The sequence below is a fragment of the Oxalicibacterium flavum genome (assembly GCF_014635065.1).
Lineage (GTDB): Bacteria > Pseudomonadota > Gammaproteobacteria > Burkholderiales > Burkholderiaceae_D > Oxalicibacterium > Oxalicibacterium flavum.
Genome location: NZ_BMCG01000001.1, coordinates 605,330 through 629,916, shown reverse-complemented (window position 1 = coordinate 629,916; position 24,587 = coordinate 605,330). Strand labels below are relative to the sequence as shown.

At 63.8% G+C, this 24,587-nt stretch carries 27 protein-coding genes; 12 read left to right on the top strand and 15 right to left on the bottom strand.

Features of this window, described 5'->3' with window-relative positions; translation table 11 throughout:
- Positions 1–13 precede the first annotated feature (13 nt).
- The 4 genes from IEV38_RS02955 (at position 14) to IEV38_RS02940 (ending at position 3,537) form a co-directional block, all read left to right on the top strand.
- Positions 14–1,594 carry a PepSY-associated TM helix domain-containing protein gene (locus IEV38_RS02955; RefSeq protein ID WP_229728517.1) on the top strand — a complete coding sequence of 527 codons (1,581 nt, stop codon included), beginning with the start codon at positions 14–16 and terminating at the stop codon, positions 1,592–1,594.
- A 4-nt stretch (positions 1,595–1,598) separates the two neighbouring features.
- Positions 1,599–1,916 (top strand): DUF3325 family protein, encoded by a 318-nt coding sequence (locus IEV38_RS02950; RefSeq protein WP_188394652.1) that lies wholly within the window; start codon positions 1,599–1,601, stop codon positions 1,914–1,916.
- A gap of 86 nt (positions 1,917–2,002) precedes the next feature.
- Positions 2,003–2,620 (top strand): flavin reductase family protein, encoded by a 618-nt coding sequence (locus IEV38_RS02945; RefSeq protein ID WP_188394651.1) that lies wholly within the window; start codon positions 2,003–2,005, stop codon positions 2,618–2,620.
- 287 nt (positions 2,621–2,907) lie between these two features.
- Positions 2,908–3,537 carry a DUF2238 domain-containing protein gene (locus IEV38_RS02940; RefSeq protein WP_188394650.1) on the top strand — a complete coding sequence of 210 codons (630 nt, stop codon included), beginning with the start codon at positions 2,908–2,910 and terminating at the stop codon, positions 3,535–3,537.
- 35 nt (positions 3,538–3,572) lie between these two features.
- Here the strand turns inward: IEV38_RS02940 and IEV38_RS02935 are convergent, their stop codons facing one another.
- Together IEV38_RS02935 and IEV38_RS02930 are read right to left on the bottom strand one after the other, a co-directional pair.
- Positions 3,573–3,884, bottom strand: coding sequence for a type II toxin-antitoxin system RelE/ParE family toxin (locus IEV38_RS02935; protein WP_188394649.1), 312 nt, complete (start codon positions 3,882–3,884; stop codon positions 3,573–3,575).
- Positions 3,881–4,156: a YlcI/YnfO family protein gene (locus IEV38_RS02930; protein ID WP_188394648.1), complete on the bottom strand. Its 276-nt coding sequence runs from the start codon at positions 4,154–4,156 to the stop codon at positions 3,881–3,883. Before IEV38_RS02930 ends, IEV38_RS02935 begins: the two co-directional genes overlap by 4 nt.
- 158 nt (positions 4,157–4,314) lie before the next feature.
- Here IEV38_RS02930 and IEV38_RS02925 point away from each other — a divergent pair, with 158 nt between their 5' ends.
- Positions 4,315–4,737 carry a VOC family protein gene (locus IEV38_RS02925; protein ID WP_188394647.1) on the top strand — a complete coding sequence of 141 codons (423 nt, stop codon included), beginning with the start codon at positions 4,315–4,317 and terminating at the stop codon, positions 4,735–4,737.
- A gap of 91 nt (positions 4,738–4,828) precedes the next feature.
- Positions 4,829–5,164, top strand: coding sequence for a DUF3144 domain-containing protein (locus IEV38_RS02920; protein WP_188394646.1), 336 nt, complete (start codon positions 4,829–4,831; stop codon positions 5,162–5,164).
- A gap of 94 nt (positions 5,165–5,258) precedes the next feature.
- Here the strand turns inward: IEV38_RS02920 and IEV38_RS02915 are convergent, their stop codons facing one another.
- Positions 5,259–5,561 carry an antibiotic biosynthesis monooxygenase family protein gene (locus tag IEV38_RS02915; RefSeq protein ID WP_188394645.1) on the bottom strand — a complete coding sequence of 101 codons (303 nt, stop codon included), beginning with the start codon at positions 5,559–5,561 and terminating at the stop codon, positions 5,259–5,261.
- Positions 5,562–5,681: 120 nt separating this feature from the next.
- Between IEV38_RS02915 and IEV38_RS02910 the strand changes: the two genes are divergently transcribed.
- The gene (locus IEV38_RS02910; protein ID WP_371869825.1) at positions 5,682–6,164 is read left to right on the top strand and encodes a CreA family protein; all 483 of its coding nucleotides are present in this window, start codon (positions 5,682–5,684) and stop codon (positions 6,162–6,164) included.
- Between the two features lie 11 nt (positions 6,165–6,175).
- A complete protein-coding gene (locus IEV38_RS02905) occupies positions 6,176–7,204 on the top strand; it encodes an AI-2E family transporter (protein ID WP_188394643.1) in 1,029 nt (342 codons plus the stop codon).
- Between the two features lie 9 nt (positions 7,205–7,213).
- Here IEV38_RS02905 and IEV38_RS02900 read toward each other — a convergent pair whose 3' ends face one another.
- Positions 7,214–8,479: a TIGR03862 family flavoprotein gene (locus IEV38_RS02900; protein WP_188394642.1), complete on the bottom strand. Its 1,266-nt coding sequence runs from the start codon at positions 8,477–8,479 to the stop codon at positions 7,214–7,216.
- 150 nt (positions 8,480–8,629) lie between these two features.
- Between IEV38_RS02900 and IEV38_RS02895 the strand changes: the two genes are divergently transcribed.
- A complete protein-coding gene (locus tag IEV38_RS02895) occupies positions 8,630–9,220 on the top strand; it encodes a DNA-3-methyladenine glycosylase I (RefSeq protein ID WP_188394641.1) in 591 nt (196 codons plus the stop codon).
- Positions 9,221–9,584: 364 nt separating this feature from the next.
- Here IEV38_RS02895 and IEV38_RS02890 read toward each other — a convergent pair whose 3' ends face one another.
- From IEV38_RS02890 to IEV38_RS02880, 3 genes are all read right to left on the bottom strand, one after another.
- On the bottom strand, positions 9,585–10,739 hold the full coding sequence (locus IEV38_RS02890) for an SdiA-regulated domain-containing protein (protein ID WP_188394640.1): 1,155 nt from the start codon (positions 10,737–10,739) through the stop codon (positions 9,585–9,587).
- On the bottom strand, positions 10,655–11,176 hold the full coding sequence (locus IEV38_RS02885) for an SET domain-containing protein (protein WP_188394639.1): 522 nt from the start codon (positions 11,174–11,176) through the stop codon (positions 10,655–10,657). Before IEV38_RS02885 ends, IEV38_RS02890 begins: the two co-directional genes overlap by 85 nt.
- Before the next feature lie 121 nt (positions 11,177–11,297).
- Positions 11,298–12,932 (bottom strand): methyl-accepting chemotaxis protein, encoded by a 1,635-nt coding sequence (locus IEV38_RS02880; protein ID WP_188394638.1) that lies wholly within the window; start codon positions 12,930–12,932, stop codon positions 11,298–11,300.
- A gap of 588 nt (positions 12,933–13,520) precedes the next feature.
- On the opposite strand from IEV38_RS02880, the gene IEV38_RS02875 reads away from it, so the two are divergent.
- Together IEV38_RS02875 and IEV38_RS02870 are read left to right on the top strand one after the other, a co-directional pair.
- Positions 13,521–15,131: an NAD(P)/FAD-dependent oxidoreductase gene (locus IEV38_RS02875; protein WP_188394637.1), complete on the top strand. Its 1,611-nt coding sequence runs from the start codon at positions 13,521–13,523 to the stop codon at positions 15,129–15,131.
- A gap of 68 nt (positions 15,132–15,199) precedes the next feature.
- Complete coding sequence (locus IEV38_RS02870; protein WP_188394636.1) at positions 15,200–15,790, top strand: PIN domain-containing protein; 591 nt, start codon at positions 15,200–15,202, stop codon at positions 15,788–15,790.
- On the opposite strand, the gene corA is transcribed toward IEV38_RS02870, so the two are convergent.
- The 5 genes from corA to IEV38_RS02845 all read right to left on the bottom strand — a co-directional run bounded on the left by corA (position 15,787) and on the right by IEV38_RS02845 (position 18,633).
- Positions 15,787–16,752 (bottom strand): magnesium/cobalt transporter CorA, encoded by a 966-nt coding sequence (gene corA, locus IEV38_RS02865; protein WP_188394635.1) that lies wholly within the window; start codon positions 16,750–16,752, stop codon positions 15,787–15,789. The two genes, IEV38_RS02870 and corA, sit on opposite strands and share 4 nt — an antisense overlap.
- Positions 16,753–16,796: 44 nt before the next feature.
- Positions 16,797–17,147, bottom strand: coding sequence for a VOC family protein (locus IEV38_RS02860; protein WP_188394634.1), 351 nt, complete (start codon positions 17,145–17,147; stop codon positions 16,797–16,799).
- 10 nt (positions 17,148–17,157) lie between these two features.
- Positions 17,158–17,895, bottom strand: coding sequence for a M15 family metallopeptidase (locus IEV38_RS02855; RefSeq protein WP_229728516.1), 738 nt, complete (start codon positions 17,893–17,895; stop codon positions 17,158–17,160).
- A 163-nt stretch (positions 17,896–18,058) separates the two neighbouring features.
- A complete protein-coding gene (locus tag IEV38_RS02850) occupies positions 18,059–18,250 on the bottom strand; it encodes a helix-turn-helix transcriptional regulator (RefSeq protein ID WP_188394632.1) in 192 nt (63 codons plus the stop codon).
- The gene (locus IEV38_RS02845; protein WP_188394631.1) at positions 18,247–18,633 is read right to left on the bottom strand and encodes a hypothetical protein; all 387 of its coding nucleotides are present in this window, start codon (positions 18,631–18,633) and stop codon (positions 18,247–18,249) included. Before IEV38_RS02845 ends, IEV38_RS02850 begins: the two co-directional genes overlap by 4 nt.
- 133 nt (positions 18,634–18,766) lie before the next feature.
- Here IEV38_RS02845 and IEV38_RS02840 point away from each other — a divergent pair, with 133 nt between their 5' ends.
- Positions 18,767–20,281, top strand: a complete 1,515-nt coding sequence (locus tag IEV38_RS02840) for a B12-binding domain-containing radical SAM protein (protein WP_188394630.1) — start codon at positions 18,767–18,769, stop codon at positions 20,279–20,281.
- Positions 20,282–20,339: 58 nt separating this feature from the next.
- On the opposite strand, the gene IEV38_RS02835 is transcribed toward IEV38_RS02840, so the two are convergent.
- The 3 genes from IEV38_RS02835 to IEV38_RS02825 form a co-directional block, all read right to left on the bottom strand.
- Positions 20,340–22,775 (bottom strand): TonB-dependent receptor, encoded by a 2,436-nt coding sequence (locus tag IEV38_RS02835; RefSeq protein ID WP_188394629.1) that lies wholly within the window; start codon positions 22,773–22,775, stop codon positions 20,340–20,342.
- Positions 22,776–22,961: 186 nt separating this feature from the next.
- A complete protein-coding gene (locus IEV38_RS02830; RefSeq protein ID WP_188394628.1) occupies positions 22,962–23,960 on the bottom strand; it encodes a FecR domain-containing protein in 999 nt (332 codons plus the stop codon).
- A gap of 10 nt (positions 23,961–23,970) precedes the next feature.
- A complete protein-coding gene (locus IEV38_RS02825; protein WP_188394627.1) occupies positions 23,971–24,492 on the bottom strand; it encodes a sigma-70 family RNA polymerase sigma factor in 522 nt (173 codons plus the stop codon).
- Positions 24,493–24,587 lie beyond the last annotated feature (95 nt).

Sequence of the window (24,587 nt, the reverse complement as noted above, 5' to 3'; positions counted from 1 at the left end):
GTTCCGCAGAGCGATGGCATGGCTGCATACCTGGGCCGGCGTGGTGATCGGCAGTGTGCTGTTCGCGATCTTCTGGATGGGCACGCTGACTGTGTTCGACCAGGAGTTCGACCGCTGGATGCAGCCGGGCACGCGTATCGCGGCCCCGGCAGCGCCGGTCTCGCTGGACCGCACCGTGCTGCCGGCCGTGACCGCGCTGGCCGACGGCAATCTGCAATGGGGGGTGCGCTTTCCGGACGAGCGCACCGCGCATCTGCGGCTGTTTGCGCGCAAGGCCGATGGCGAGTTCGTCACGCGCGCGGTGGACGGGACCACCGGCACGTTGATCGCGGAGCAGGGCAGTCTGGCCGGTACCGGCTTCTTCTTCCCCTTTCACTTCCATCTGCACATCGACTGGCTGGGCCTTGGCTACTGGCTGGTTGGCCTGGCCGGCATGGCGATGCTGGTGCTGCTCGTCTCGGGCGTGATCATCCACAAGAAAATCTTTGCCGACTTCTTTCTATTCCGGCCGAAGAAGTATCTGCAGCGCGCCAGTCTCGACCTGCACAACCTGACCGGCGTGCTCGGCCTGCCGTTTCATTTCCTGATTACTTTGTCGGGCCTGATCATCTTCGTCCAGATCTACTTCCCGCAGGCCTACGAGGGCGCCTACGGAACGGGCAAGCAGGCGCAGGCGGCCTTCCAGATCGAAGCCATCGGGCGCTATACGCGCCCGCGGCTCGAACAGCCCGGTCAGCTGGCTTCGCTCGATGCGATGGTGGCCGAGGCAGAGCGCCTGTGGCCCGGCGGCAAGGCGACCTTCGTGCGCGTCTGGCATCCGGGCGATGCCGGCGCCTATGTGGAAGTGCGCCGCAGCTACGCGCACGAGGTGACGATGAATCTGGACCAGCTGTATTTCGACGGCCAGACCGGCGCGCTGCTGTATCGCTTCGAGGCCAGGCCGGTGGTTGGCGTACATCGCTTCATCTCGGGCATGCATTTCATTCAGTTCAATCACTGGGGTTTGCGCTGGCTGTATTTCCTCGCCGGCCTGTCGGGCTGCGTGATGATCGCGACCGGCTTTCTGTTCTGGCTGGAATCGCGGCGCGCAAGCCATGCCAAGAAAGGCCTGTCCGGCGTGCGCGTGGTGGAAGCGCTGACCGTCGGCAGCGTCAGCGGCATCGTGCTGGCGACGATGGCCTATCTGGTGGTGAACCGCCTGCTGCCGCTGGATACCCACTTTGCCGGCCAGGCGCGCGCCGAACTCGAAGTCTGGGTCTTCTATCTGGTCTGGCTCGGCACCTTCTTCCACGCCGCATGGCGGCGCGCCGAAGCGCCGGGCCAGCCGGCACGCCGTGCATGGAGCGAACAATGCTGGGCGATTGCCGCATTGGCGCTGCTTGCGGTCGTGCTCAATGCGGTCACCACCGGCGACCACCTCGTTCGCACGCTCATGCGCGGCGACTGGCAGGTGGCCGGGCTCGACCTGATGCTGTTGCTGGGGGCCGCACTGGCCGCATGGGCTGCCGTGCGCATCAAGCAAGTGCGACAGAACAAGCCGGGTACGCGTGCAAAGGCCGCGGCAGCGAACAAGACGGAGGGCGCGCGTGGTTGAATGCGTGAGCCTTGTCCTTGCCTGTGTGGCGAGCCTGCTCGGTTTCGGTCTGCTGGCATTGGGCCAGGAGCGGCATTGGGAGGCGGTGACCGCGCTCGCAGCCGATCGGCGGGTGAGCCAGCGTGTGTTGATGACGATGGGCCTGGTTTTGCAAGCACTGGCCTTGCCGCTGCTGGTGTTTTCGCAGGGCGCGGGTTTCGGTTCGCTGCTGTGGGGCGTGCTGGTGACGGCCACGGCGATGAGCATCGCTTTCGTGCTGTCGTGGAGGCCACGCTGGCTGAAGCCGCTTGCCGGATTGCTGCGGGTCAAGCGCAGCGGTTGAGTCGCTACCGAAGTTCGTCCGCAGCGGCAGGCGCGCAATTGCGCTACGCTTGAAGCCCTCCGATCACTACGCCCGTCGTCATCTCCATGTCCGATCTCTCTGCCTCCCGTTTTCGTCAGCCGGTTGCTCCCGACAAGGCCTATCGCCTGCTCAATCACGGCCCGACGGTGCTGGTCAGTGCCGCGCACGGCGGCCGGCGCAACATCATGGCAGCGGCATGGGCCATGCCGCTCGACTTCAAGCCGGGCAAGGTCGCGGTGGTGATCGACAAGAGCACCTACACGCGTACCCTGCTGGAAGCATCCGGCCATTTCGCGCTGCAGGTGCCGACCGTGGCGCTGGCCGATCTGACCGAAACGCTGGGCAGCACTTCCGGCAAGACGATGATGGAAGACGAGGGCATCGACAAGTTTGCGGCTTATGGCCTGGACGTGTTTGCCGGTACCGCCACCGATGCGCCGCTGATCGAAGGCTGCGTCGGCTGGCTCGAATGCCGCCTCTATCCCGAGCCGTACATCCAGCAGACCTACGACCTGTTCCTCGGCGAAATCCTGGCCGCGCAATCCGACACGCGTGTCTTCAGCAACGGCCGCTGGCATTTCGACGGACACGACGCTCTGCGCACCATCCATCATGTTGCGGGCGGGCATTTCATCACTGCCGGCGCAGCGCTGGATGCGACCGCGTTGCAGCGTCGGAAATGAGTGTGCGCTGTTATTGATGAGCCACGCCACGTAGCGACTGTGTTGCGTCGAGCCGTTTCTGACCGGCCTCCCCGATTTTCATGTCCGCAGCAGAATCCACCGAACAGCATCTTGGCACGCTCTACAGCAACCACCACGGCTGGCTGAACCAGGGCATGCCGCGCAGCGTGCAGGTGTCGGTGGCCATGGATTGCTAGGTGATTTCCCGGTCGTTGCAAGTGTGTCGGACGATGGCGATGCGGAAGCAAAACGGGTATGGTGATGACTTCCCGGCTCCATGTATTTTCATGACTATCGCTTGCTCGTCGCCGCCCCGTCATCTTCTGATCGCCACCGCCCTGATCGCGGTGGCGCTCGTCGTCTCCTTCATCGATCCCTATGACCGCCTGACCTGGCTGATGGAAGTCATGCCGGTGCTGATCGCGGTGCCGGTGCTGGCGCTGACCTACCGGCGCTTTCCGCTGACCGGGCTGTTGTACTTCCTGATCTTCCTGCATGCGCTGATCCTGATCGGCGGCGGCACCTACACCTATGCGCGCGTGCCGATCGGCTTTGTGGTGCAGGACTGGCTGGACCTGGCGCGCAATCCCTACGACAAGCTCGGGCACTTCTGGCAGGGACTGGTGCCGGCGATGGTGGCCAAGGAAATCCTGCTGCGCAACGGGTATGTGACGGGCCGCAGGATGGCGGCGTTTCTTTCGCTGTGCGTGGCGATGGCGATCAGCGCCTGGTACGAGATCATCGAATGGTGGGCGGCGCTCATCATGGGACAGGGTGCCGACGAATTCCTCGGCCTGCAGGGCGACGAATGGGATACGCCGTCCGACATGTGGTTTGCCTGCATGGGGGCGCTGTTCGCGCTGCTGATCCTGTGCCGCTGGCACGACCGCCAGATTGCGCGCATGCAGGCAGATTAGGAAATCGGTTTCTTCATGATGGAGAAGCCGGTGCGTCAGTGATAATCCGACTCTCTTTGATGGCGTACCGCCAGGATGGTGGCGATATCGTGTGGCTCGATTTCAAATAGCGCTACATAGCCGGTCGAGCCGAAAGAGATGACGAGTTCGCGCAGATAGGGATTGTCCGCGACCGCCTTGCGGCAGGTATAGGGAAATTGCTTGAGCAGTTCGATGCCCTGCGCAATGCTCTCCAGCGCGCGTTCCGCCACTTCCGTGCCATGTGGGTCGCGTTCGATGATGTATTCGTAAAGGCGTTGCAGGTCGGCCGCGGCTTCTTCGGTGAAGCGGACGGTATGGCGGTTCATGCCTTGGCACGTTTGGTTTTGCCGGATTGCAGGGTCTTTTGCAATTTCCCCAGGACGTTATCGGCATCGACATAGCGCCCCGTTTGTCGCGCCTTGTCGCGGGATGCGAGTCCACGTGCGAGGAATTCGGCATTGGCCTTGCGTAGGCTGACTTGGTTGCGCACGGCACTTTCGATGAATTGCGACAGGCTTTCGCCTTCGAGCAGCACATTCTCGGTGTCCTCGCGTAGTTGAGGATCGACCCGCAGGGAGGGAAAGGATGCGGTTTTCATGTCTGGTCTTTTTGCGTTGCAAATGCAATGCATTGTAGCTTAAAAGGAGCTATTGGCAATCTGTACAGCAGGAACAATTGAAACCCGGCGTTGTCGCAGAACAAAAAGGAGAGCCATGACGGCATCTCGTCCATATCGAATTGATTCAGGAGGAACCCATGACTGCGAGAAAGACCACGGCAACCATCATCCCCGGCTTGCGCTACCGCGATGCGGCAGCCGCCATCGACTGGCTGTGCAAGGCCTTCGGCTTCGAGGTGGATGACGTCTATAAGAATCCCGATGGCAGCATCCTGCATGCCCAGCTCACCTTCGGCAACGGCATGGTCATGATCGGTTCGGTGCGCAACAAGACGGATTTCGATGCCTTCATCCGGCAGCCCGACGAGATCGGCGGCTACGAAACGCAGAGCCCCTACCTGATCGTGGAAGATGCGGCGGCGATGTACGAGCGCGTCAAGGCGGCCGGTGCGGAAATCGTGGTCGAACTGAAGTTCGAGGACTACGGCGGCCAGGGTTTCAGCTGTCGCGATCCGGAGGGTCGTTTGTGGAATTTCGGCACCTACGATCCCTGGGTGTGAGGCGGCGCGACAGACGGCATGGTCGTTTCGTGTGAAAATGCCGACTGCATGCCATTCGGCCTGATTATTTCCAGACGAACATTTTCCGATCATGAGTGACGACAACTTCAACGCCAAGAGCCTTTCCCGCCCGCGCCCTGCGGACCCGCACCAGAAATTCTGGGATGCGGCCGACCACTTCATCCAGCTTGCCAACGAGGAAAGCAAGACCGCAGACCGTGGTCAGATCTGTGCCGCCATCATGTACGCGGCGGCGCGTTACAACGCTTTTGCCGCCTCGGCCGATGCGCCCGACGCGGAGACCTTCAAGAAGGAGATCGAACCGGCGATCAAGTATTTCCGCACCGAGTTCGAGAAGATGCTGCGCGAAAATCTGCGCGACTATTCGGAGAACTTCAAGAGCTACCACCCGGAGAAATGGCAGTGATGCGTTTCTGACGGTGCTGATGAAAAAAGCCTCGATATCCGGAAGGAATCGAGGCTTTTTTACGGCAATCCAGTGGCCGGAGAAAATGCGGTGATCAACCCGCCTTCGCCAGCAGATTGAAATGCTCGACCGCCGGCGGCGACGCAAAGAAGGGACCGACGATGCCGCGCCATTCCTGGAAGGCCGGCGATTCGCGGAAATCGACGGTGTGGTTTTCCAGCGTGGCCCAGTAGATCTGGATCACGTAGCGCTCGGGCGATTCGATGCCCTTGTTGATGGCATGGCCCTGGTAGCCCTTGGCCTTGCCGATGATGGTGCTGAGGCCGCGCTGCACGGCTTCGTCGAATTCGGCCTGCTTGCCGGGCTGGATGCGGATGTCCACGAGTTCGAGAATCATGTGTGTTCCTGTGAAAAAGGTCGGGATGCGCGATTATGACATTGTTGGTACGGCGCGATGCACGTAAGCTGCTTCGGATACGGCGTTCGCGGGGCACGGCGCAAGAACATGGAGAAGAAGATGAAGTCCTGGCAAACGGGTTTGGTGATGCTGTCGCTTTCGCTGTTCACAGCCGGCGCGCAGGCGCAGCAGATCGGCGAGGTCAGCACGGTGTTCCGCTTCCTCGGCAAGAACGACCGCATCGTGATCGAGGCCTATGACGATCCCAAGGTGCAGGGCGTGACCTGTTTCGTATCGCGCGCGCGGACCGGCGGCATCAGCGGCACGGTCGGACTGGCCGAGGACAAGTCGGACGCGTCCATCGCCTGCCGCCAGGTCGGCAATACACTGGTGTTCAAGGGCAAGCTGCCGCAGCAGGAGGACGTGTTCTCCGAGCGCACGTCCATCCTCTTCAAGCGCCTGCACATCGTGCGCATGGTTGACCCGGCGCGCAACACGCTGGTCTATCTGACCTATTCCGACAAGCTGATCGACGGCAGCCCGCAGAACGCGGTGACGGCGGTGCCGGTGCCGCACGGCAATCCGATCCCGCTCGCCAAATAAGGAATGGCGCGATGTCTTCTCCCGTTCCGGATTCCGCCGCGCGTCCCGACGGCGTGACGATCGCCTCGTGGGTGATGGCGGCCTTCGCGCTGCTGCTGATCCTGCATCAGGGTTTGCTGGCGGCGCTGTTCTCGGGCCTGCTCGTCTATTCGCTAGTGCAGCTGTTGGCGCCGCACTTTGGCCGCAGGCTGGAAGGCCGGCGCGCGCGCATGGTGGCGGTGGCGTTTCTGAGCGCCGCCATCGTCACGGTGCTGACGCTGGGCATCTGGGGTGCTGTGAGTTTTCTGCGCGGCGACATCGGCAGCGTGCACGCGCTGCCGGCCAGGATTGCCGACGTGCTGGAAGCCACGCGCGGCCAGATTCCGGCCTGGCTGGCCGCCTACATTCCGGTGGACGCCGAAGCGCTGCGCACCATGATCGTGGCGTGGCTGCACGAGCATGCGGGCGAGGCGCGCCTGCTCGGCACCTCTGCCGGCCGCGTGCTGGCGCACATCCTGATCGGCATGATCATCGGCGCCATGGCGGCGCTCTACGACACCACCACCACGCCGGTCTATCGTCCGCTGGCCGGCGCCCTGCATGCACGCGTGGCGACGCTGCACGTGGCGTTTCGCAACGTGGTGTTCGCGCAGGTGCGCATCGCCGCCATCAATGCGGTGCTGACCGGACTCTATCTGCTGGTGATCCTGCCGCTGTGCGGCGTCGAACTGCCGCTGCGCAAGACCATGGTGGTGGTGACCTTCGTGGTCGGGCTGCTGCCGGTGATCGGCAACCTGATCTCGAACACCATCGTGGTCGTGATCGGGCTGTCGCATTCGCTGCACATCGCGTTGATCTCGCTGGCGTTCCTGATCGGCATCCACAAGCTCGAATACTTCCTCAACGCGCACATCATCGGTCACCGCATCGATGCGCGCACCTGGGAACTGCTGGCCGCCATGCTGGCGATGGAGTCGCTGTTCGGCATTCCGGGGCTGATCGCGGCGCCGGTGTTCTATGCCTACGTCAAGCGCGAGCTGGCAGAGCGCGGGCTGGTCTGACGGGCTTGATTATTTGCCGCGCGCCAGCCAGTCGATGACGCCGCGTCCGGCGGCGCGCCCGGTCGCAAAACACGCGGTCAGCAGATAGCCGCCGGTCGGCGCTTCCCAGTCCAGCATCTCGCCGGCGCAGAATACGCCGGGCATGGCCTGCGCCATCAACTGCGCATCCAGCGATTCGAAGCGCACGCCGCCGGCGCTGCTGATGGCTTCGTCTATCGGGCGTGTGGCGGCGAGCCGCAGAGGCAGCGCCTTGATCGCGGCCGCCAGCGCGGCGACGTCGTTGAAGGTTTCCTTGTCCAGCACCTCGCGCAACAGCCCGGCCTTGACGCCGGCAATTCCGACCCTGCTTTGCAGGTGGCTGGACAGCGAGCGTGAGCCGCGCGGATGGCCGACTTCCGCCAGCACGCGTTCGGCCGACCGGTCCGGGGCGAGGTCCAGCGTCAGCGTGGCGTGACCTTCGCGGTTGATCTGCTCGCGCAGCGGCGCCGACAGCGCATAGACCAGGCTGCCTTCGATGCCGGTATCCGAAATCACGAACTCGCCCTGCCGCTGCGGCAGCTTGCCGTCTGTATCGTGGCAGCCAGCGCTCACTGCCTTGACTGGCTGGCCGGCGAAGCGCTCGCGGAAGTGCGCGCTCCATGGCACGTCGAAACCGCAGTTGGCCGGCTGCAGCGGCGCACTGGCGATGCCCTGCTCCTGCAGCAGCGGCAGCCAGGCGCCGTCCGAACCGAGCCGCGCCCAACTGCCGCCGCCGAGCGCCAGCACCACGGCATCGGCCCGCATCGTGCGTTCGCCTTCGGGTGTGACGAAGCGCAGCTTGTTCTGTTCGTCCCAGCCCAGCCAGCGGTGCCGCATGTGGAAATGCACGCCCTGTTCACGCAGGCGCTTGAGCCAGGCACGCAACAGCGGCGCGGCCTTCATGTCGGTCGGGAACACGCGTTGCGAACTGCCGACGAAGGTGTCGATGCCGAGATCGTGCACCCACGCGCGCAAGTCGTCCGGGCCGAAGCCGTCGAGCAGCGGTGCGATGCGGTCCGCGCGTGCGCCGTAGCGGCTGCGGAAGGCATCGGCCGGTTCGGCGTGCGTGAGGTTCATGCCGCCCTTGCCGGCCAGCAGGAACTTGCGGCCGACCGACGGCATCGCGTCGTAGAGATCGACCGGCACGCCGCTGGCAGCAATGGTTTCCGCCGCCATCAGTCCGGCCGGACCGCCGCCGATGACGGCCACGCGTGCAGAATTGGGCGCGACGTCCGAAACGTCAGGCGCCTCATGCATGGCAAAGCCTCGTGACGGTACGGTGGCGGCGGAGTGAAATGGACAGGGGCATGGAGGTTCCGGGAAGGCGGGAGGCGCCATTCTTCACCAGCCGCGGCATTTGCACAAGCGGCGGGTCATAATGCGGTTTTTGCTTCGTCGTCCACCGCCATGACCTCTTCCCGTTCCGATTCCGCCATTCCGCGCTGCGCCTGGGTCAATCTCGCCAATCCTGCCTACGTCGCCTATCACGACGAGGAATGGGGCGTGCCCTGCCACGACGAAACGCGGTTGTTCGAGATGCTGAATCTGGAAGGCGCCCAGGCCGGGCTCAGCTGGTCCACCATCCTCAACAAGCGCGAAAGCTACCGCGCCGCGTTCGACGGCTGGGATGCCGAAAAGATCGCCCGCTACGACGCCGCCAAGGTCGCGCAGCTGCTGGCCGATCCCGGCATCGTGCGCAACCGGCTCAAGGTGGCGGCCACCATCACCAATGCGCAAGCCTACCTGCGCCTGCGCGACGAGGTCGGCGGACTCGACCCCTTCCTGTGGGCCTACGTGGATGGCAAGCCGATCCTGAACACGCGCAAAAGTACCTCGGAAACGCCGGCGAAGACGGAACTGTCGGACCGGTTGTCGAAGGATCTGTCGAAGCGCGGCTTCAAGTTCGTCGGCTCGACCATCGTCTATGCCTACATGCAGGCCATCGGCATGGTCAACGACCACGCGCGCGACTGTCATCTGCATCGGAAGGGCGGTTGAGAGGGAAGCGGAAGGGAAAAGGCAAAAAAAAGCCCGCTGCGGGAGCGGGCTAAATCTATATCAAAGGAGGAGACATAGAGGAGACAACTGAAGTATAGGGATCGGCCGTCTGGCAGGCCAATTTTGATTTCATATATGCATTATTCATAAAGCGAATAATGCATCGAAAGGTCGGAGGAGATGTGTGCAGGAAAGAGCAGGTGCCGTTCTGCATCGAATTGGTGCGTGTTGATGCGCGGGCAAAAAAAAGCCCGCTGCGGGAGCGGGCTGAATCTATATCAAAGGAGGAGACATAGAGGAGACAGGTGCAAGTATAGGGAGCGCCGTCAAACCCCGCCAATTTCCTTTTCCAATATCTGTTATTTCATTGATGAATATGTTGTTTTGCCAATGCGAGGCCCGGATCCGCATTGGCGGACCCTGGCTTCAGCCGGTAGAAAAGATTGGGTTCGCTGATCAGATAGAGGGTGCCGTCCGGTTCCAGCGCCAGCCCTTCCGCCTGCGGAATGCCGCGCTTGCTGCCGGGCACGTTTCTCAGTTCCAACTGACTGGCGACGGTGCCGGCGGCGTCGAGTTCGACGATGCGTTGCGATTCGTCGCTCAGCAGCAACAGGTGGCCGTTGCCGGCATTGACCTCAACCGAGGAAACATCGGTGCCGACGCGACGGCTGTCCAGCCAGTGATCGAGATTTTCGACGCGGATCGCGATGCGCCCGCTGTTCAGGTATTCGCCCAGTCCCTTGATGCGATACAGGGCGCGCGGCGAATGCTCCTTGGCAACGTACAGCAGGTCGCGCCCGCGGTCGTATCCCAGCCCTTCGAAACCCACATTCTTGATTTTTCGATCCGGCCTGTCCATGTCGAAGGCGAACGAGGCCGCATCGCGCAGGTCCAGTTCGCGCGCGTTTTCCTTCGGCAACGTGGCGATGACGATGCGATTGTGCTTTTCCTCGACCAGTGCAATGCGTCCGTTGCCCAGGTAGGCGATGCCTTCCACGTCGGACGCGTGGCGCAACGGCAGCCGGCGCAGCATGCGGCCGTCCAGGTCCATCGTCAGCAGCGTCGCCGGACGGTTGATGACGCCGATCAACTGTTTTGCGTCGCCATCGAAAGCGAGTCCCGAAAGATTGCGGTCGATGCCGGCTACCTGGCGACCGTCGATTTCCATGCGGTAGGTGTCCAGCGGCAGGCTGCCGGCCTGCGGCGGCGCGGCGGTCTGCGACGGGCGCATGTCGTTCCACCACAGATAGAGCTGATTATTGATGTGGTAGAACCGCACGCCGATATAGACGCCGATCCCGAGCAACACCAGCAGCGAACCCGTTACCAGCCAGCGCAGGGCGTGCGGCAGGAAGAAGCCGAGGGAGTAGCGGGGGCGGGCGGGAGGTTTCACGGAAATGTCCAGGTGGATAGCGAGGCGGGCGTGGCGGTAGCTTAATCTTTCTTCTTGCTCTTCTTGCCGCTGTTTTTCTTGGGCGCCAGCATGGTGCCGCGGCATTTGGGCGAGCCGCAGCGGCATTCGTAGTTTTTCTTGACCTTCTTGGTGTAGCGCTCGTCGAGCACCAGTCCGTAGTCGTAGTTCAGTTCCTCGCCCTTGCGGATGTCGCGCAGGGAGTAGATGTAAATCCTGCCTTTTTCCTCGCGCGCCTCGCAGTTCGGGTCGCAGGCGTGATTGATCCAGCGCGCCTCGCTGCCGTCAACGCCGCCGTCGATGATCCTGCCGTTCTCCAGGCTGAAGAAGAAGGTGTGGAAAGGATTGTCGGGATCCGCTCCCATGCGCTTGCTGGCCTGCTTGTCGCCAATGCGTTCGCCCTCGTATTCGACGATGAAGGTATCGGCCGGGATCTTGCGGGCGGCAAACACGCCGCGCCCGTGGATCGGTGAATTGCGGACAACGAAGTACGGCTTGTCGGAGGATGGCTTGGCGGCTTTGCTGGGCTTGCTGGAAGCGGTCATGGGAATGTCGGCAATGGGCTGGATAAAGAAAACGGCGATGCCATTCCGCAGGCATCGCCGTGCGCCATTGTCCAACAAACCCCGGTTGCCGACAATCGGGGATTCGCTACGCGGGTGCGCTTTACGCCGCCACGGCGGATTGGGCGGCCAGTCGGGGCAGCCGTTCGTCCTGCAGGACGGGCGGCGTCGATGTCGTTTCGACGACCAGGGCTTGCTGATCGAGGCGGAAGATGCCGACCGCGCGCGACAGTTCGCGTGCCTGGTCCTGCATGCTCTGCGCCGCCGCCGCGGCCTGCTCCACCAGCGCTGCATTCTGCTGCGTCATCTGGTCCATCTGGCCGATCGCCTGGTTGACCTGTTCGATGCCGTCGCTCTGTTCCTGGCTGGCGGCCGTGATCTCGCTCATGATGTCGGCCACGCGTCGCACCGAGGTGACGATCTCGCCCATGGTGGCGCCGGCTTCGTCCACCAGCCTGCTGCCGGAGGCGACCTTGCCGACCGAGTCGTCGATCAGGCCCTTGATTTCCTTGGCGGCAGCGGCCGAGCGCTGCGCCAGCGTGCGCACTTCGGCGGCCACCACCGCGAAGCCTCGGCCCTGCTCGCCGGCACGCGCGGCTTCGACTGCTGCGTTCAACGCCAGGATGTTGGTCTGGAAGGCGATGCCGTCGATGACGCCGATGATGTCGGCGATCTTGCGCGAGCTGTCCTGGATATCGCCCATGGTGGCGACGACCTGTCCGACCACGTTGCCGCCGCGGGTGGCGATCTCGGAGGCGGATACCACGAGCTGGTTGGCCTGGCGCGCATTGTCGGCGTTCTGGCGCACGGTCGAGGTCAGTTCTTCCATCGACGAGGCGGTTTCTTCCAAGGAGCCGGCCTGTGCCTCGGTACGGCTCGACAGGTCGGCGTTGCCGGAGGCGATCTCGCCGGCGGCGACCGTGATGGTTTCCGTGCTGTGCCGTACCGCGCCGACCGTGCGCAGCAGGCTGTCGTTCATGTCCCGCAGCGCCTGCAGCAACTGTCCGGTTTCGTTGGTGGAATCGACTTCGATGCGCTGCGTCAGGTCGCCGGCGGCGACGCTGCGCGCGACCTGCACCGCGTCGTGCAGCGGCCGGGCGATGGCGCGGATCAGGAACAGCGCCATCAGGCCGGCCAGCAGCACGCCGAACGCGATGACGCCGATGGAGATGCTGCGCACCAGCGCGAACAGGCGTTGCGACTCGTTGAACTCCGCCTGCGCGACTTGCAGCTGCATGTCCACCAGCGCGTTGATGTCCTGCCGCACCGGCCGGATCAGGTCGCCCATGCGTTCGTTGACGATCTCCGTCACGCGCAGGATGTTGCCGCCGCGTGCGAAGGCGATGGCGGGCTGCAGTGCCTTGTCGAGGAAGGCGCGGTAGTCGGTGGAGAAGCGTTCGGCAACCTGTCTTTCTTCCTCGGTGGCATCGGTCGCGGCATAGGCGGCGAAGGCCTGGTCGATGCCTTTCAGGCGCGCTTCGATCGCGTCCATGGTGCGCGTCATCTGGTCGGGATCGGCATAGATGGACGACACCAGATCGAGCTGGTTGATGGTGAGATCGGTAATCACCTTGTTCAGATGGCCGAGCGGCACGGTACGGTCTTCATAGACCGTCTTCAGCGATTCGTCGGTGGCGTGCAGCGAGTACAGCCCAATGGCGCCGGTGGCTATCAGCAGCACGGACAGCAGGCCCATGACCGACAGCAACAGCGATTTGATCGTGATGTTTTTCAGCATGATGGTCTCGACTATGCAGATGCGACCGCCGTCCGCCATGACGGATGGTCGCGGTGGATGACGGTGGTTCAGGCGCTGCGGACGTGCGGCCCGGGCTCCGGCGGGATGGAAATGGCGGTGTGGCTGTGGGTGCACGGCAGGGAATGAAGCGGCCTGTCGGACAGCCATGAAGATCGCGCGTGCGCGGCAATGGCGTGCATGACTCCTCCTTCTTTTTCTCGTCTCGACTGCTTGGTGCGCTGTTTATGTGGTGAAACCAGCGTCTCGCATGGCTTGCCCTGACGTTCTGCGACGCATGGGCTGGCGCGGTCCACAGTAATCAAAACATTTCCCGGGGTCAACAAGGTGCGGCGCGGGTCGTGCCGCAAAAACAACGTCAGGCCTGCCTTGCCGCCTGAAAGGAGCCTGCATCTCGCATCAGGCATGGAAGGATAAATATTGTCAAAAGTGCTGAAGTGATGGGTGCAAAGTCATGCACGCCCATGCAAGGGAGCGCCGCATTCGCAAAAGGCGCTGGGGTAGAATAGCGCCCTGCCGCCGACCCGACCCCGGCGCGGCGTTCTTCACGGGTCGGCTGGATTCTCAAGCATGCTGCGACTGACCGACGTACAACTCCCCCTGGACCACAGCGACGACGATTTGATCGATGCGATCGTCACGCGCCTCGGCATCGCGCGCGGCGACCTGCTCGCGCATACGGTGTTCCGCCGCGGCTACGATGCGCGCAAGCGCAGCGCAATCCTGCTGGTCTATACGCTGGACGTCGAGGTCAAGGACGAAGCCGCCGCTCTCAAGCGCGTGAAGGACAAGCGCCACCTCGCGCCCACGCCGGACACCGAATATCGTTTCGTCGGCAAGGCACCGGCCGAGCAGAAGGAGCGGCCGGTGGTGATCGGCTTCGGCCCCTGCGGGTTGTTCGCGGCGCTGATCCTGGCCGAAATGGGCTTCAGGCCGATCGTCCTCGAACGCGGCAAGGTAGTGCGCGAACGCACGAAAGACACGTGGGGCCTGTGGCGCAAGCGCGAACTGCAGCCCGAGTCGAACGTGCAGTTCGGCGAAGGCGGCGCGGGCACCTTTTCCGACGGCAAGCTGTGGACCCAGATCAAGGACTCGAAGCATTACGGCCGCAAGGTGCTGACCGAATTCGTCGCGGCCGATGCGCCGCCCGAGATCATGTACGTCAGCAAGCCGCACATCGGCACCTTCCGCCTGGTCAAGATGATCGAACTGATGCGCGAGAAGATCGTGCAGCTCGGCGGCGAGTTCCGTTTCGAAAGCCGCGTCGATGACATCGTGATCGAGGACGGTCGCATGCGCAGCCTGATCCTGTCCGACGGCAGCCAGCTCGATGCATCGCACGTGGTGCTCGCCATCGGCCACAGCGCGCGCGACACCTTCGAGATGCTGCACAAGCGCGGCGTCTATATCGAGCCCAAGCCGTTCTCGATGGGTTTCCGCATCGAGCATCCGCAATCGCTGATCGATGCCTGCCGCTTCGGTCCCAGCGCCGGCCATCCCATCCTCGGCGCGGCAGATTACAAGCTCGTGCACCACGCGAAGAACGGCCGCTCCGTCTATAGTTTCTGCATGTGTCCCGGCGGCACCGTGGTGGCGGCAACCTCGGAACCGGGGCGCGTGGTCACCAACGGCATGAGCCAGTACTCGCGCAACGAGCGCAACGCCAATGCCGGCATCGTGGTCGGCATCACGCCCGAGGATTATCCGGGCGGGCCGCTGGCCGGCATGGAGATGCAGCGTTTCTGGGAGTCGCGCGCGTTCGAGCTTGGCGGCAGCAACTACGATGCGCCGGGCCAGCTGGTCGGCGACTTCATCGCCAACCGGCCATCCACCCAGTTCGGTTCGGTGCAGCCGTCGTACAAGCCGGGCGTCAAGCTCGGCGACCTCAATCCCTCGCTGCCCGATTATGCGATCGAGGCGATCCGCGAGGCGCTCACTGCATTCGACAGGCAGATCAAGGGTTTCTCGATGCACGACGCGGTGTTGACCGGCATCGAAACCCGCACCTCGTCGCCGGTGCGCATCAAGCGCAACGACAACGATCTGCAGAGCCTGAACACGCGCGGCCTGTTCCCGGCCGGCGAAGGAGCGGGCTATGCGGGCGGCATCATGTCGGCCGCGATCGACGGCATCCGCGTCGCCGAAGCGGTGGCACTCGACATGCTGGCGCCGCGCAAATAACCGCTTCGCCGCGATTGGATGTAAGGTTGCCGCTTCAAGATCACTTTTCGTGTGTAGGCGGAACGGCGATGAAAACCCATTACATCCTGATCGATTTCGAGAACGTGCAGCCGCGCTTCATCGACGAGGTCGATGCCGAGCATTTCAGGCTGCTGGTGTTCGTCGGCAGCACGCAGTCGCGCCTGCCCTACGATGTCGCCTCGGCCATGCAGAAGCTTGGCGAACGCGCGCAATACATCAAGATCTCCGGCATCGGCCCCAATGCACTGGATTTCCACATCGCGTTCTACATCGGTCGTATCGCTGCACTCGATCCGCAGGCCTGTTTCCACATCGTCTCGCATGACCGCGGATTCGATCCGCTGATTGCGCATCTGAAGGAACTCGGCATCGCAGCCGACCGCGTGGAAGCGGTGGCCGATATCCATTTCATTGCATCCGGCGCGGCAGACAAGACGCGGGAGCGGGCCGATGCCGTCTGGCAGCGCCTGGCCGGAAACGGCACACGGCCGCGCACCGTGCGCACGCTGGCCAGCAGCATTGCCGCGCAATTCCAGAAGAGTCTGGATGACGCGGAACTGGCGGCGATCATCGAACTGCTGGTGAACGACGGCAGGATCACCATCAACGGCACGCGCCTGAGCTACGCGCTTCCCTAGAGCCAGCCAGAGCGCCTGAAGCGGTAGTACAGATAGCCGCACACGCTGCTGACCATGGCGATGGCGAGCGGATAGCCGAATTTCCAGTCCAGTTCCGGCATGTACTTGAAGTTCATGCCCCACAGCCCGAAGAAGGCGGTGGCGACAGCGAAGATGGCGGCCCAGGCGGCGAGCCGCTTGTTGATCTCGGTATCCTCGATGGCGACCATCGACAGGTTGACCTGGATCGCGGTGGTGATGGTCTCGCGGATCGCATCGGTCAGCGCGTTGATGCGGTACAGGTGATCGCCGACGTCGCGGAAATAGTCGCGCGTGCTTTCGCACAAGGGCGGTACGCGCCCGCCGTAGAGCCGCCCGGTCGCTTCCATCAGCGGCGCGACGATGTGCTTGAGCACGGCGGCCTCGCGCTTGAGATCGTAGAGCTGCTCGATGTTCTCGCGCTGCTCGCCGACGTTGAAGATGTTGCCCTCGATGCGGTCGAGCTGGCTTTCGAGTGCTTCCACCACCGGGAAGTAGCTGTCAACCACCGCGTCCATCAGCGCATACAGCACGAAGGCCGAACCCTTGCGCAGTTGCTGCGGCTCGCGTTCGCAACGCGCGCGTACGCCGAGGAAACTCTGACGGCTGTTGCTGCGCACCGACAGCACGTAGTTGCGGCCGACGAAGATGTCGAGCTCGCCGCGATGCAGCGTGCCGTCGATCATCTCGGCGGTCGGCACCACCACGAACAGCGAGTCGCCGTATTCCTCGACCTTGGAGCGCTGCTGGCCGTGCAGCGCATCTTCCACTGCCAGTTCGTGCAGATGGAATTCGGCCTGCATCTGCGCCATTTCCTCGGGCGACGGGTCCTTGAGCGCGACCCAGACGAAGCAGTCAGGCTTTTCGAGATAGTCGCTGATCTGTTCGACCGGAATGTCGGACAGCTTGGTGCCGTCCTGGTAGGCGACGCAATTGATGAGCATGGAAGTCTCCCGATGATGCGTATTGTTGTCTGGGCTGTTAATCGTCAGGCATGCGACAGTATATTGACCAGTCGCCCGAACGGGTCGTGCACATAGAAACGGCGCACCCCCCAGGGTTCGTTGACAGGGCCATACACGATGTCGAAACCGGCATCTCGCATGGCTTGCAGCACGGCATCGACGTCATCGACCTCGATCGACAGATCGGGAACCGGCGTGCCGCTGCCGCCTTCGCTGGCGAAGCTGACCTGAACCACGGCCTGCTCGTCATTGCCATAGGTGGCGATCCAGCCGTGATCCATCAGCAGCGACAGTCCCAGTACGTCGCGATAGAAGACGGTCGCGCGTGCGACGTCCGGCGTGGCGATGTTGGCGACGATACGGCGTACGGTCATGATCGTTTCCTCAATGCGTGCAGGTCGCGCGCGGTTTGTCGCGCCGGCAGTTGCGGTAGGCCTGCACGTGTTCCTCGAACGCGGCGCGGGCCTGCGCCGGCGGCAGTGCCGCCAGCTTCTTCGCCAGCGTGCGGCTTACCTGGAAATGCTGGTAGTCGATGGGCGCGTCCCAGTCGCCGCCCCAGATCGTGAAGCCGTGCTGCGCGAACAGTTCGACCACGTCTTCCGCCATGCCCTTGCGCGCTGGCTTGCCGGGACGCGTCGTCTGCCGGTTCAGGTAGCGGCCGCCGGCCGTCGGGCTGACCTGCGCGCGGCCGTCCTTGCCGATCTCGACAAACGGATTCTGCACCGGGTTGATGTCGATCGCGAGGCCGTAGGCATGCAGCGACGGCGCACTGGCGTTGGTGATGGCGCGGTCGTTGAAGGCGGAGCTGTTGTTGGCGCGCATCGAGGCCTGGTCGTCGCCCCGATAATGCTGCATCAGGCGCGCACCGGCCAAGGCGAAGCCACGCGCGCGCAACTGGTCGAACAGCGCGGCCACCTGCGGCGCGGCGGCATCCATCACCATGATCTCGCCGTCGTCGTGCTGCCTGCCGTCGAAATCGACGTACGAAAAACGCACGACCTGCAAACGCTCGCAGCCGATCGGCGCGTTGGCATGCAGCACGCCGGCGCTGCGCAAGCCTGTACACATCGCGACGTCAACGGCTGTGCTGCGCGCGGCTGGCGCGGCGTAGGCGGATTGCAAGGCGAGACAGCAGGAAAGAAGAAACAACGGGCGAAAAAGACGCGGAAGCAGCATGAGGCGGCGACAATCGAAGAAGGTGAATGGCAGGCATACCTTACCGCAGATCGTTCGCCTCATCCGTTGCCTTTCTCGCCTAGCGAAGCGCTGAGCAGGTTGACCAGCATCATTCGGGAATGAAGATGTCCTCGATCCGCAGTTCGAACGCGTTTGCCATGGCGAATGCCAGCGGCAGGCTCGGATCGTAGCGGCCGGTTTCGATCGCGTTGATGGTCTGGCGCGAGACGTTCAGGCGCGTGGCCAGATCGGCCTGGCTCCAGCCGCGCTCGGCGCGCAGGGTGCGCAGATGATTGTTCATCGATGGCGTATCGCATCGACGATGCTCAGCAAGGCCCACACCGCGCCCATGACCGGCCACACGGTGAACATCGACAGGCGCGGGAAGCCGGCGTTTTCGAGGAAGCCGTAGGTGAAGGTCCATCCGGCCGTCACGCCGGCGGTGATGGCGAGATGTTCGACCGAGAGCTTGCGCATGAATTCGTCCGAACGCCGGATTTGCCGCACCACGGCCCACACGCCGAGGAAGAAGGCCAGCATCGGACTGGCATAGACGATGGCCTGCAAGGGACCGTTGTCGAGCCGATGGCCGTACCACAGCGACGCCACCAGCATGACCATGTAAAGCGCGAGCGCGCCGCCCAGTTCCCGGTAATAGGGCTTGTGATTGCTAACGTCCGACATGACGTTCTCCTGCGTTGTGTAAAGGATGCTTTACATCGTAGGCGGCAAATCGGGCTATGTCAAGCTTGCTTTACATGCTGCAGCGTAGAATGGCGGTTTTGCTGCGGCTTTATTGCGATTCTGCGCACTTCCCATGACCATCCTGCTTTCCACCCTCAATGCCCGCTACACGCATGCCTCGCTCGGCCTGCGCTATCTGCTGGCAAACATGGGCGAGCTGCGCAGCCGGACCATCCTGCAGGAGTTCGTGATCGGCGCGCGCGCATCCGATATCGTCGAGCGTTTGCTCGCACACAAGCCGCGCATCGTCGGTTTCGGCGTCTATATCTGGAACGTCGAAGAGACCACCAGGGTAGTGGCGCTGCTCAAGCGCGTCGCACCCGAGGTCGTGGTGGTGCTGGGCGGACCGGAAGTCTCGTACGAGCCCGAGCAGCAGGAGATCGTCAAGCTGGCCGACTACCTGGTGACCGGCTGGGGCGACGTCACCTTTCCCGCGCTGTGCCGCCAGATCCTGCATGGCCCCAAGCCGCTGATGAAGATCCATGCCGGCGTGCAGCGGCCGCTGGACGACGTGACGATGCCCTACGATCTCTATACCGACGAGGACATCGCGCACCGCACGCTCTACGTGGAAGCCTCGCGCGGCTGTCCGTTCAAGTGCGAGTTCTGTCTGTCCTCGCTCGACAAGACCGCGTGGCCGTTCGACATCGATGCCTTCCTCGCGCAGATGGACGCGCTGCATGCACGCGGCGCGCGGCTGTTCAAGTTCGTTGACCGCACCTTCAACCTCAACGTGAAGGTGAGCCTGAAGATCATGCAGTTCTTCCTCGACAAGCTGGCCGCGCATCCCGACGATCCGGTCTATGCGCACTTCGAGGTGGTGCCCGATCACCTGCCGGAAGCGCTGCGCGAGAGCATCCTCAAGTTCCCGCCCGGCACGCTGCAGTTCGAGGTCGGCATCCAGAGCTTCAATCCCGAGGTGCAGACGCTGGTCAGCCGTCGGCAGAACAACGAGAAGGCGGCCGAGAACATCCGCTGGCTGTGCGAACACACGCATGCGCACCTGCACGTCGATCTGATCGCCGGCCTGCCGGGCGAGGACGTGGAAAGTTTCGCGCGCGGCTTCGACAGGCTGGTCGCGCTCGGACCGCACGAAATCCAGTTCGGTATCCTCAAGCGCCTGCGCGGCACGCCCATCATCCGCCATACCGAAGAATACAAACTCGTCTTCGATCCGTATCCGCCCTATTCCATCCTCGCCACCGACCGCATCGACTTTGCCGAGATGCAGCAACTGGTGCGCTTTGCGCGCTACTGGGACCTGGTCGCCAATTCCGGGCGATTCGGCAATACGCTGCCGGTGCTTCTCGGCGCTTCGCCGTTCGCCAATTTCATGCGGCTGTCAAACTGGCTGTACAAGACGACCGATGCCACCAACCGCATCGCGCTCGAAAAGCTGGCGACGCTGGTCACGCAATGGCTGGTGCTGCAAGGCATGGATTCCACCGCGGCGCGGGAGCTGGTGCGCAGCGATTATGCCGGCCAGGCCGGTGCGCGCAAGGCGGAAGTGAAGGAAGAACGGAAGGCTGCGCCGCAGGAAGCGCTGTCGAGCCTGACGCGCCGGCAGGCACGGCATATGGTGGCTTAGACACCAATCGCGCATGGTCAATAAAAAACGGCACCGAGCGGTGCCGTTCTTGTTTTCGTCAGATGTCCATGGACAGCGAAAGGAACGCCCTTCTCGGCGAGCCCAGATACAGCAGGCCAGGACTGCCGACGAAGGTGGTCCAGTAATCCTTGCCGAACAGATTCTCCACGCTGGCGCGTATCGTGACATCCCTGCCGCCCAGCTTGGTCTTGTAGCGTGCACCGACGCCATACAGGGTGTAGGACGGGATCGACTGCGAATTGTCGTCGCGGATGTATTGCTGTGCTGTGTAATTGACGCGGCCGGTGAGCGTCAGGTTTTCGATTGCGCGGCTGTCCCATTCGAAGCCGAGCACGGCGCTCAGGTCCGGCACGCCGACGCCATCGTAACCGTCAAGGGTGCCATCCTGCGTCTTGGTGCGCTTGCTGTCGATGTAGGTTGCGCTGCCCAGCACGCGCAATTGCGGATGCGGCTGGCCGAAGGCACTCAATTCGAGTCCGCGATGGCGCTGTTCGCCGTTCACGTCGAAGCGATTGGCGGAGTCGATGATGCCGCTCGGGCGCGCCAGCTCGAACAAGCCTGCCGTGAATCCGACCTTGCCGAGATCGAGCTTGGCGCCCACCTCGACCTGCTTGGTTTTCGATGGCGGGAAGAGCTCGCCCTCGTTCACCGTGCCGCTCGGCGCGGTCGGGCCGGATTCCAGCGATTCGATGTAGTTGCCGTAGAGCGAGAGCGTGTCGCTGGCTTTCACCAGCAACGCCACCGCCGGCGTGGTCGCCGACTTGTCGTACGGCGTGCCGGAAATGGCACCGGTCACGGCATTGAAATTCCTGCTCTGGACACGCTGGTGACGTACACCGACCGTCAGCAGCACGCGATCGTTCAGGAAGCCGAGGGTGTCGGCAATGGCGGTCGATTCGACGATGCTTTCCGAGGTCTTGCGCGGATCGCGTTCGAGCGGTCCGATCGCAGGACGCGGGACGAAGACCGGTTGGTAGATGTTCGAGGAAGGCGATGGGTTCGGGATGGCGGCGCTTATCCTGCCGCTCTCGGTTTCGGTGCGCAGGAATTCCGCCGACAGCTTGTGCGTGACGCTGCCGATCTTGAAGTGACCGCGAATGCCGGCGAGGCCCGTGTTGGCGCTCTGCACGTCGGCCTGTTGCAAGGCGCTTCTGTTGAAGTTGCCTGCCGTATCGAGCGCGGTGCCGGAAGTGCGCAGCCAGTAGCCCTTGAAATCGGTCGCACCATAGGCGGCATGCAGCGTCCAGTTGTCCGCCAGATCGTATTCGGCCTTCAGCATGGCACGCAGGAAGCGCGAGTCGATACGCTCCCATGGCTGCTGGATGGCCTTGCCGAGATCGGGTGCGGCGGGCGGTGCGGACAGTGCGTTGAATTGCTGGTTGCCGCCCGTCATGTTCTGTTCCGAATAGTCGAAGATGGCCGAGGTGCGCAGCTTGCCGGTACGCGCTTCCAGCGCCACGCTCAGGTCTTTCAGTTCTTCCTTGTTGTTTTCGAAGGCGGATTCGCCGTCGCGGTAGATGCCGTTGACGCGGATGCCGAACTGTTCGGCCGCGCCGAAGCGGCGGCTGACGTCCGCATGCACGCCGACGCGGGATTCTGATTCGTAGGTGGCATCGAGTCGTGTTAGCGATTGCTCGAGCGGTTTCTTGGGAACGAGGTTGATGGTGCCGCCGACCGAACCGGTGGTGCCGGTCAGCAGCGCGTTGGCGCCCTTGAAGACTTCGACGCGTTCCAGTTTCTCCACCGTCGAATAGCGGCGGTGCGACATGCCGGGCAGACCGTCGTAGAGTTCGGCGCCGCTGCCGCCGGTATTGAAGCCGCGGATCGAAAAGGTCTCGCCCGCGCCCTGGCTGGAGCTGGCGAGCCGTGTCGAGGCGTCGTTCAGAATCACGTCGCCGACGGTGCGCGCCTGCTGGTTCTGGATCAGTTCCTCGGTGTAGCTCGTCACGCTGAAGGGCGTGTCGAACACATCCTGATCGCCCAGCATGCCGATGCGCCCGCCGCGCGCCACCTGGCCGCCGGCATAGGCCCGGGTCGGTTCGGCCTGCACCGCCGCGGTCACCGTCACAGGCGCCAGCGTGGTGGTCTTGTCCAGCGGCTGCAGCCGATACTGGCCTTGCGTTTCCTGCACCGCTTCCAGTCCGGTACCGGCCAGCAGCGCATGCAGCGCAGTGGCGATGCTGTGGCCGCCGCGCACGCCGTTGCTGTTCTTGCCCTGCACCAGATCGGCGGGCGCCGCGAGCAGGATGCCGGTTTCGGCGCTGAAGCGCGTCAGGGCGTTGCCGAGCGGACCGGCCGGAATATCGTATTGATGGACGGCATCGGTGCTCTGGGCATGGGCCGATGTCGACCAGGCACCGGCGGCCAGCAGGCCGCCGCCAAAGGCGAGATGCAGGGCCAGCACAAGCGAGAGAGGACGCAAGCGGCGGTGTGCGGTCGCGGTGCGTTGCACGTAAGGGACAGGGCGGGACATGAAGATTCTTTCTCGATAGGGTTGATCGTCGATGGAGACGCTGCGTCGCGCGATCGTGTCCGGCTGCCTGTGCCCGGAATGGCGGTGCGGATGGGTGGCGGTGGTCGATGGAACGCGACGATGGAGCGGTCTCATAGCGTTGATCGAACGAGACCCGCAAAAGCGGAACCGCTTTTCGGAGTTTTTTTATTCGTCGGGGCCGATGCTGATCCACCACGGCAACGGCTGGCGGACGCTGATCGGCATCACCGAGGCCAGCATCGCGAGCGTGCGCGCAACGTCGTGCGCTGGATAGCTGCCGAACACCGGCAGGCCGGCGATGGCGGGATCGAGGCCGAGATGGCCGGGATGGTAGCGGCGCAGTTCCTGTACCACCTGTTCGAGCGGAATGTTCTGCGCGATCAGGATGCCGCGCGCCGAGGCTTCGCGCCCTGGATCGGCGGGTTCGATCCGGCCGATGCCGGTAGCCGTGAAGCGCGCCTGCTGTCCTGCCTGCACGACGGTGGTGGCACCGCTGCTGCCGGTGCGGATCTCGACCGAGCCCTGGTGCACGGCCAGCAGCGTGGCGTCGTCTTCCAGCCGTGCGGTAAAACGCGTGCCGAGCGCGCGCATGCGGCCGTGCGCCGAGTCGAGCACGAAGGGGCGCAGCGCGTCGCTGCCGGTCTGGATCAGGATTTCGCCGCGCACCAGATCGAGCCGGCGCAGGTCGCCGGCATAGCGCTCGTTGAAGGCGCTGGCGGTGCCGAGCCAGACGTGGGTGCCGTCGGACAGCGACACGTCGCGCACTTCGCCAGTGGCGGTGTGGTAGTCGGCCACCCAGGCCAGCGCCATGCCGGCTACCGGCGTGTGGCGCCAGACCTGCCAGCCGAGCACACCGCTGCCGGCACAGGCGGCGATGCCGAGCAGGACGCGGCGGCGTCGCGTCATCAGGCTGCGCGCGGTCTGGAAGGCGTCGGCAGCGGTGCGGCCGTGTTCGCCTTGCCGCAGCGGCATGAAGCGGCCGCTGATGCGTTCCACGTATTGCCAGGCATGGCGGTTTTCCTCGCTGGCGGCGAGCCAGGCCTGCCAGTGCGCGCGGTCGGCCTCGCTGGCATCGCCTGAGCGCAGCAGCGCAAACCATTCGGCGGCGCGTTCGAGCGTGGGGTGTGTAACGTCGAGCCGGTCGGCGGGGGGAAGGGCGCTCATGCGGATGCGGTCAGGTGGCGTGCCGCGCTTCGAGCAGCAGGCAGTGCAGCATGGCTTGCGCGACGTACTTGCGCACCATGCGCGTGGATACGCCGAGTTCGGCCGCGACTTCCTTGTCGCTCATGTCGCAGCCGACTGCCATGACGAAGGCGCTGGCCGCTTTTGGCGGCAGCTGGCGCAGCATGGTATCGATCTCGTGCAGCGCGTCGAGGACGATGGCCTGCTGTTCGGCGGACGGCGCCAGCGCTTCGGGCTGGGCCGCCAGCGTGTCGAGCCAGGCCTGTTCGATCTGGCGCCGGCGCCACAGATCCACGCACAGGCCGCTGGCCATGGTGCGCAGATAGACGCGCGCCTCGGGCGGGCTGTCGAAGCGTTTGGGCGCGGTCAGCAGACGCACGAAGGCGTCATGCGCGAGGTCGGCCGCGTCGGCCGCATTGCCGAGACGGCGCCGCAGCCATCCCTGCAGCCAGTCGTGATGGTCGCTGTAGAGGATGTCGATGGAGGGCGGCGATGAATAGTCCGGGGCGCTCATGAAGGCTGGCCTGCCCGCATGCGATGCGCGGCATGGTGTTCAAATGAGAATGACTATCGATTATCGAGCAAAGCCCGGGCAGCACGCAACCGCGC

Excerpts from the sequence above, each read along its gene's own strand:
- IEV38_RS02835 (WP_188394629.1), bottom strand. The coding sequence starts at position 22,775 with ATGTCCCGCCCTGTCCCTTACGTGCAACGCACCGCGACCGCACACCGC.
- IEV38_RS02825 (WP_188394627.1), bottom strand. The coding sequence starts at position 24,492 with ATGAGCGCCCCGGACTATTCATCGCCGCCCTCCATCGACATCCTCTAC.
- corA (WP_188394635.1), bottom strand. The coding sequence starts at position 16,752 with ATGCTCATCAATTGCGTCGCCTACCAGGACGGCACCAAGCTGTCCGAC.
- IEV38_RS02900 (WP_188394642.1), bottom strand. The coding sequence starts at position 8,479 with ATGCATGAGGCGCCTGACGTTTCGGACGTCGCGCCCAATTCTGCACGC.
- IEV38_RS02945 (WP_188394651.1), top strand. The coding sequence starts at position 2,003 with ATGTCCGATCTCTCTGCCTCCCGTTTTCGTCAGCCGGTTGCTCCCGAC.
- IEV38_RS02870 (WP_188394636.1), top strand. The coding sequence starts at position 15,200 with ATGAAAACCCATTACATCCTGATCGATTTCGAGAACGTGCAGCCGCGC.
- IEV38_RS02935 (WP_188394649.1), bottom strand. The coding sequence starts at position 3,884 with ATGAACCGCCATACCGTCCGCTTCACCGAAGAAGCCGCGGCCGACCTG.
- IEV38_RS02880 (WP_188394638.1), bottom strand. The coding sequence starts at position 12,932 with ATGCTGAAAAACATCACGATCAAATCGCTGTTGCTGTCGGTCATGGGC.
- IEV38_RS02955 (WP_229728517.1), top strand. The coding sequence starts at position 14 with ATGGCATGGCTGCATACCTGGGCCGGCGTGGTGATCGGCAGTGTGCTG.
- IEV38_RS02840 (WP_188394630.1), top strand. The coding sequence starts at position 18,767 with ATGACCATCCTGCTTTCCACCCTCAATGCCCGCTACACGCATGCCTCG.
- IEV38_RS02895 (WP_188394641.1), top strand. The coding sequence starts at position 8,630 with ATGACCTCTTCCCGTTCCGATTCCGCCATTCCGCGCTGCGCCTGGGTC.
- IEV38_RS02845 (WP_188394631.1), bottom strand. The coding sequence starts at position 18,633 with ATGTCGGACGTTAGCAATCACAAGCCCTATTACCGGGAACTGGGCGGC.
- IEV38_RS02905 (WP_188394643.1), top strand. The coding sequence starts at position 6,176 with ATGTCTTCTCCCGTTCCGGATTCCGCCGCGCGTCCCGACGGCGTGACG.
- IEV38_RS02885 (WP_188394639.1), bottom strand. The coding sequence starts at position 11,176 with ATGACCGCTTCCAGCAAGCCCAGCAAAGCCGCCAAGCCATCCTCCGAC.
- IEV38_RS02940 (WP_188394650.1), top strand. The coding sequence starts at position 2,908 with ATGACTATCGCTTGCTCGTCGCCGCCCCGTCATCTTCTGATCGCCACC.
- IEV38_RS02860 (WP_188394634.1), bottom strand. The coding sequence starts at position 17,147 with ATGACCGTACGCCGTATCGTCGCCAACATCGCCACGCCGGACGTCGCA.
- IEV38_RS02830 (WP_188394628.1), bottom strand. The coding sequence starts at position 23,960 with ATGAGCGCCCTTCCCCCCGCCGACCGGCTCGACGTTACACACCCCACG.
- IEV38_RS02925 (WP_188394647.1), top strand. The coding sequence starts at position 4,315 with ATGACTGCGAGAAAGACCACGGCAACCATCATCCCCGGCTTGCGCTAC.
- IEV38_RS02920 (WP_188394646.1), top strand. The coding sequence starts at position 4,829 with ATGAGTGACGACAACTTCAACGCCAAGAGCCTTTCCCGCCCGCGCCCT.
- IEV38_RS02910 (WP_371869825.1), top strand. The coding sequence starts at position 5,682 with ATGAAGTCCTGGCAAACGGGTTTGGTGATGCTGTCGCTTTCGCTGTTC.
- IEV38_RS02875 (WP_188394637.1), top strand. The coding sequence starts at position 13,521 with ATGCTGCGACTGACCGACGTACAACTCCCCCTGGACCACAGCGACGAC.
- IEV38_RS02915 (WP_188394645.1), bottom strand. The coding sequence starts at position 5,561 with ATGATTCTCGAACTCGTGGACATCCGCATCCAGCCCGGCAAGCAGGCC.
- IEV38_RS02850 (WP_188394632.1), bottom strand. The coding sequence starts at position 18,250 with ATGAACAATCATCTGCGCACCCTGCGCGCCGAGCGCGGCTGGAGCCAG.
- IEV38_RS02890 (WP_188394640.1), bottom strand. The coding sequence starts at position 10,739 with ATGCCGCTGCGGCTCGCCCAAATGCCGCGGCACCATGCTGGCGCCCAA.
- IEV38_RS02930 (WP_188394648.1), bottom strand. The coding sequence starts at position 4,156 with ATGAAAACCGCATCCTTTCCCTCCCTGCGGGTCGATCCTCAACTACGC.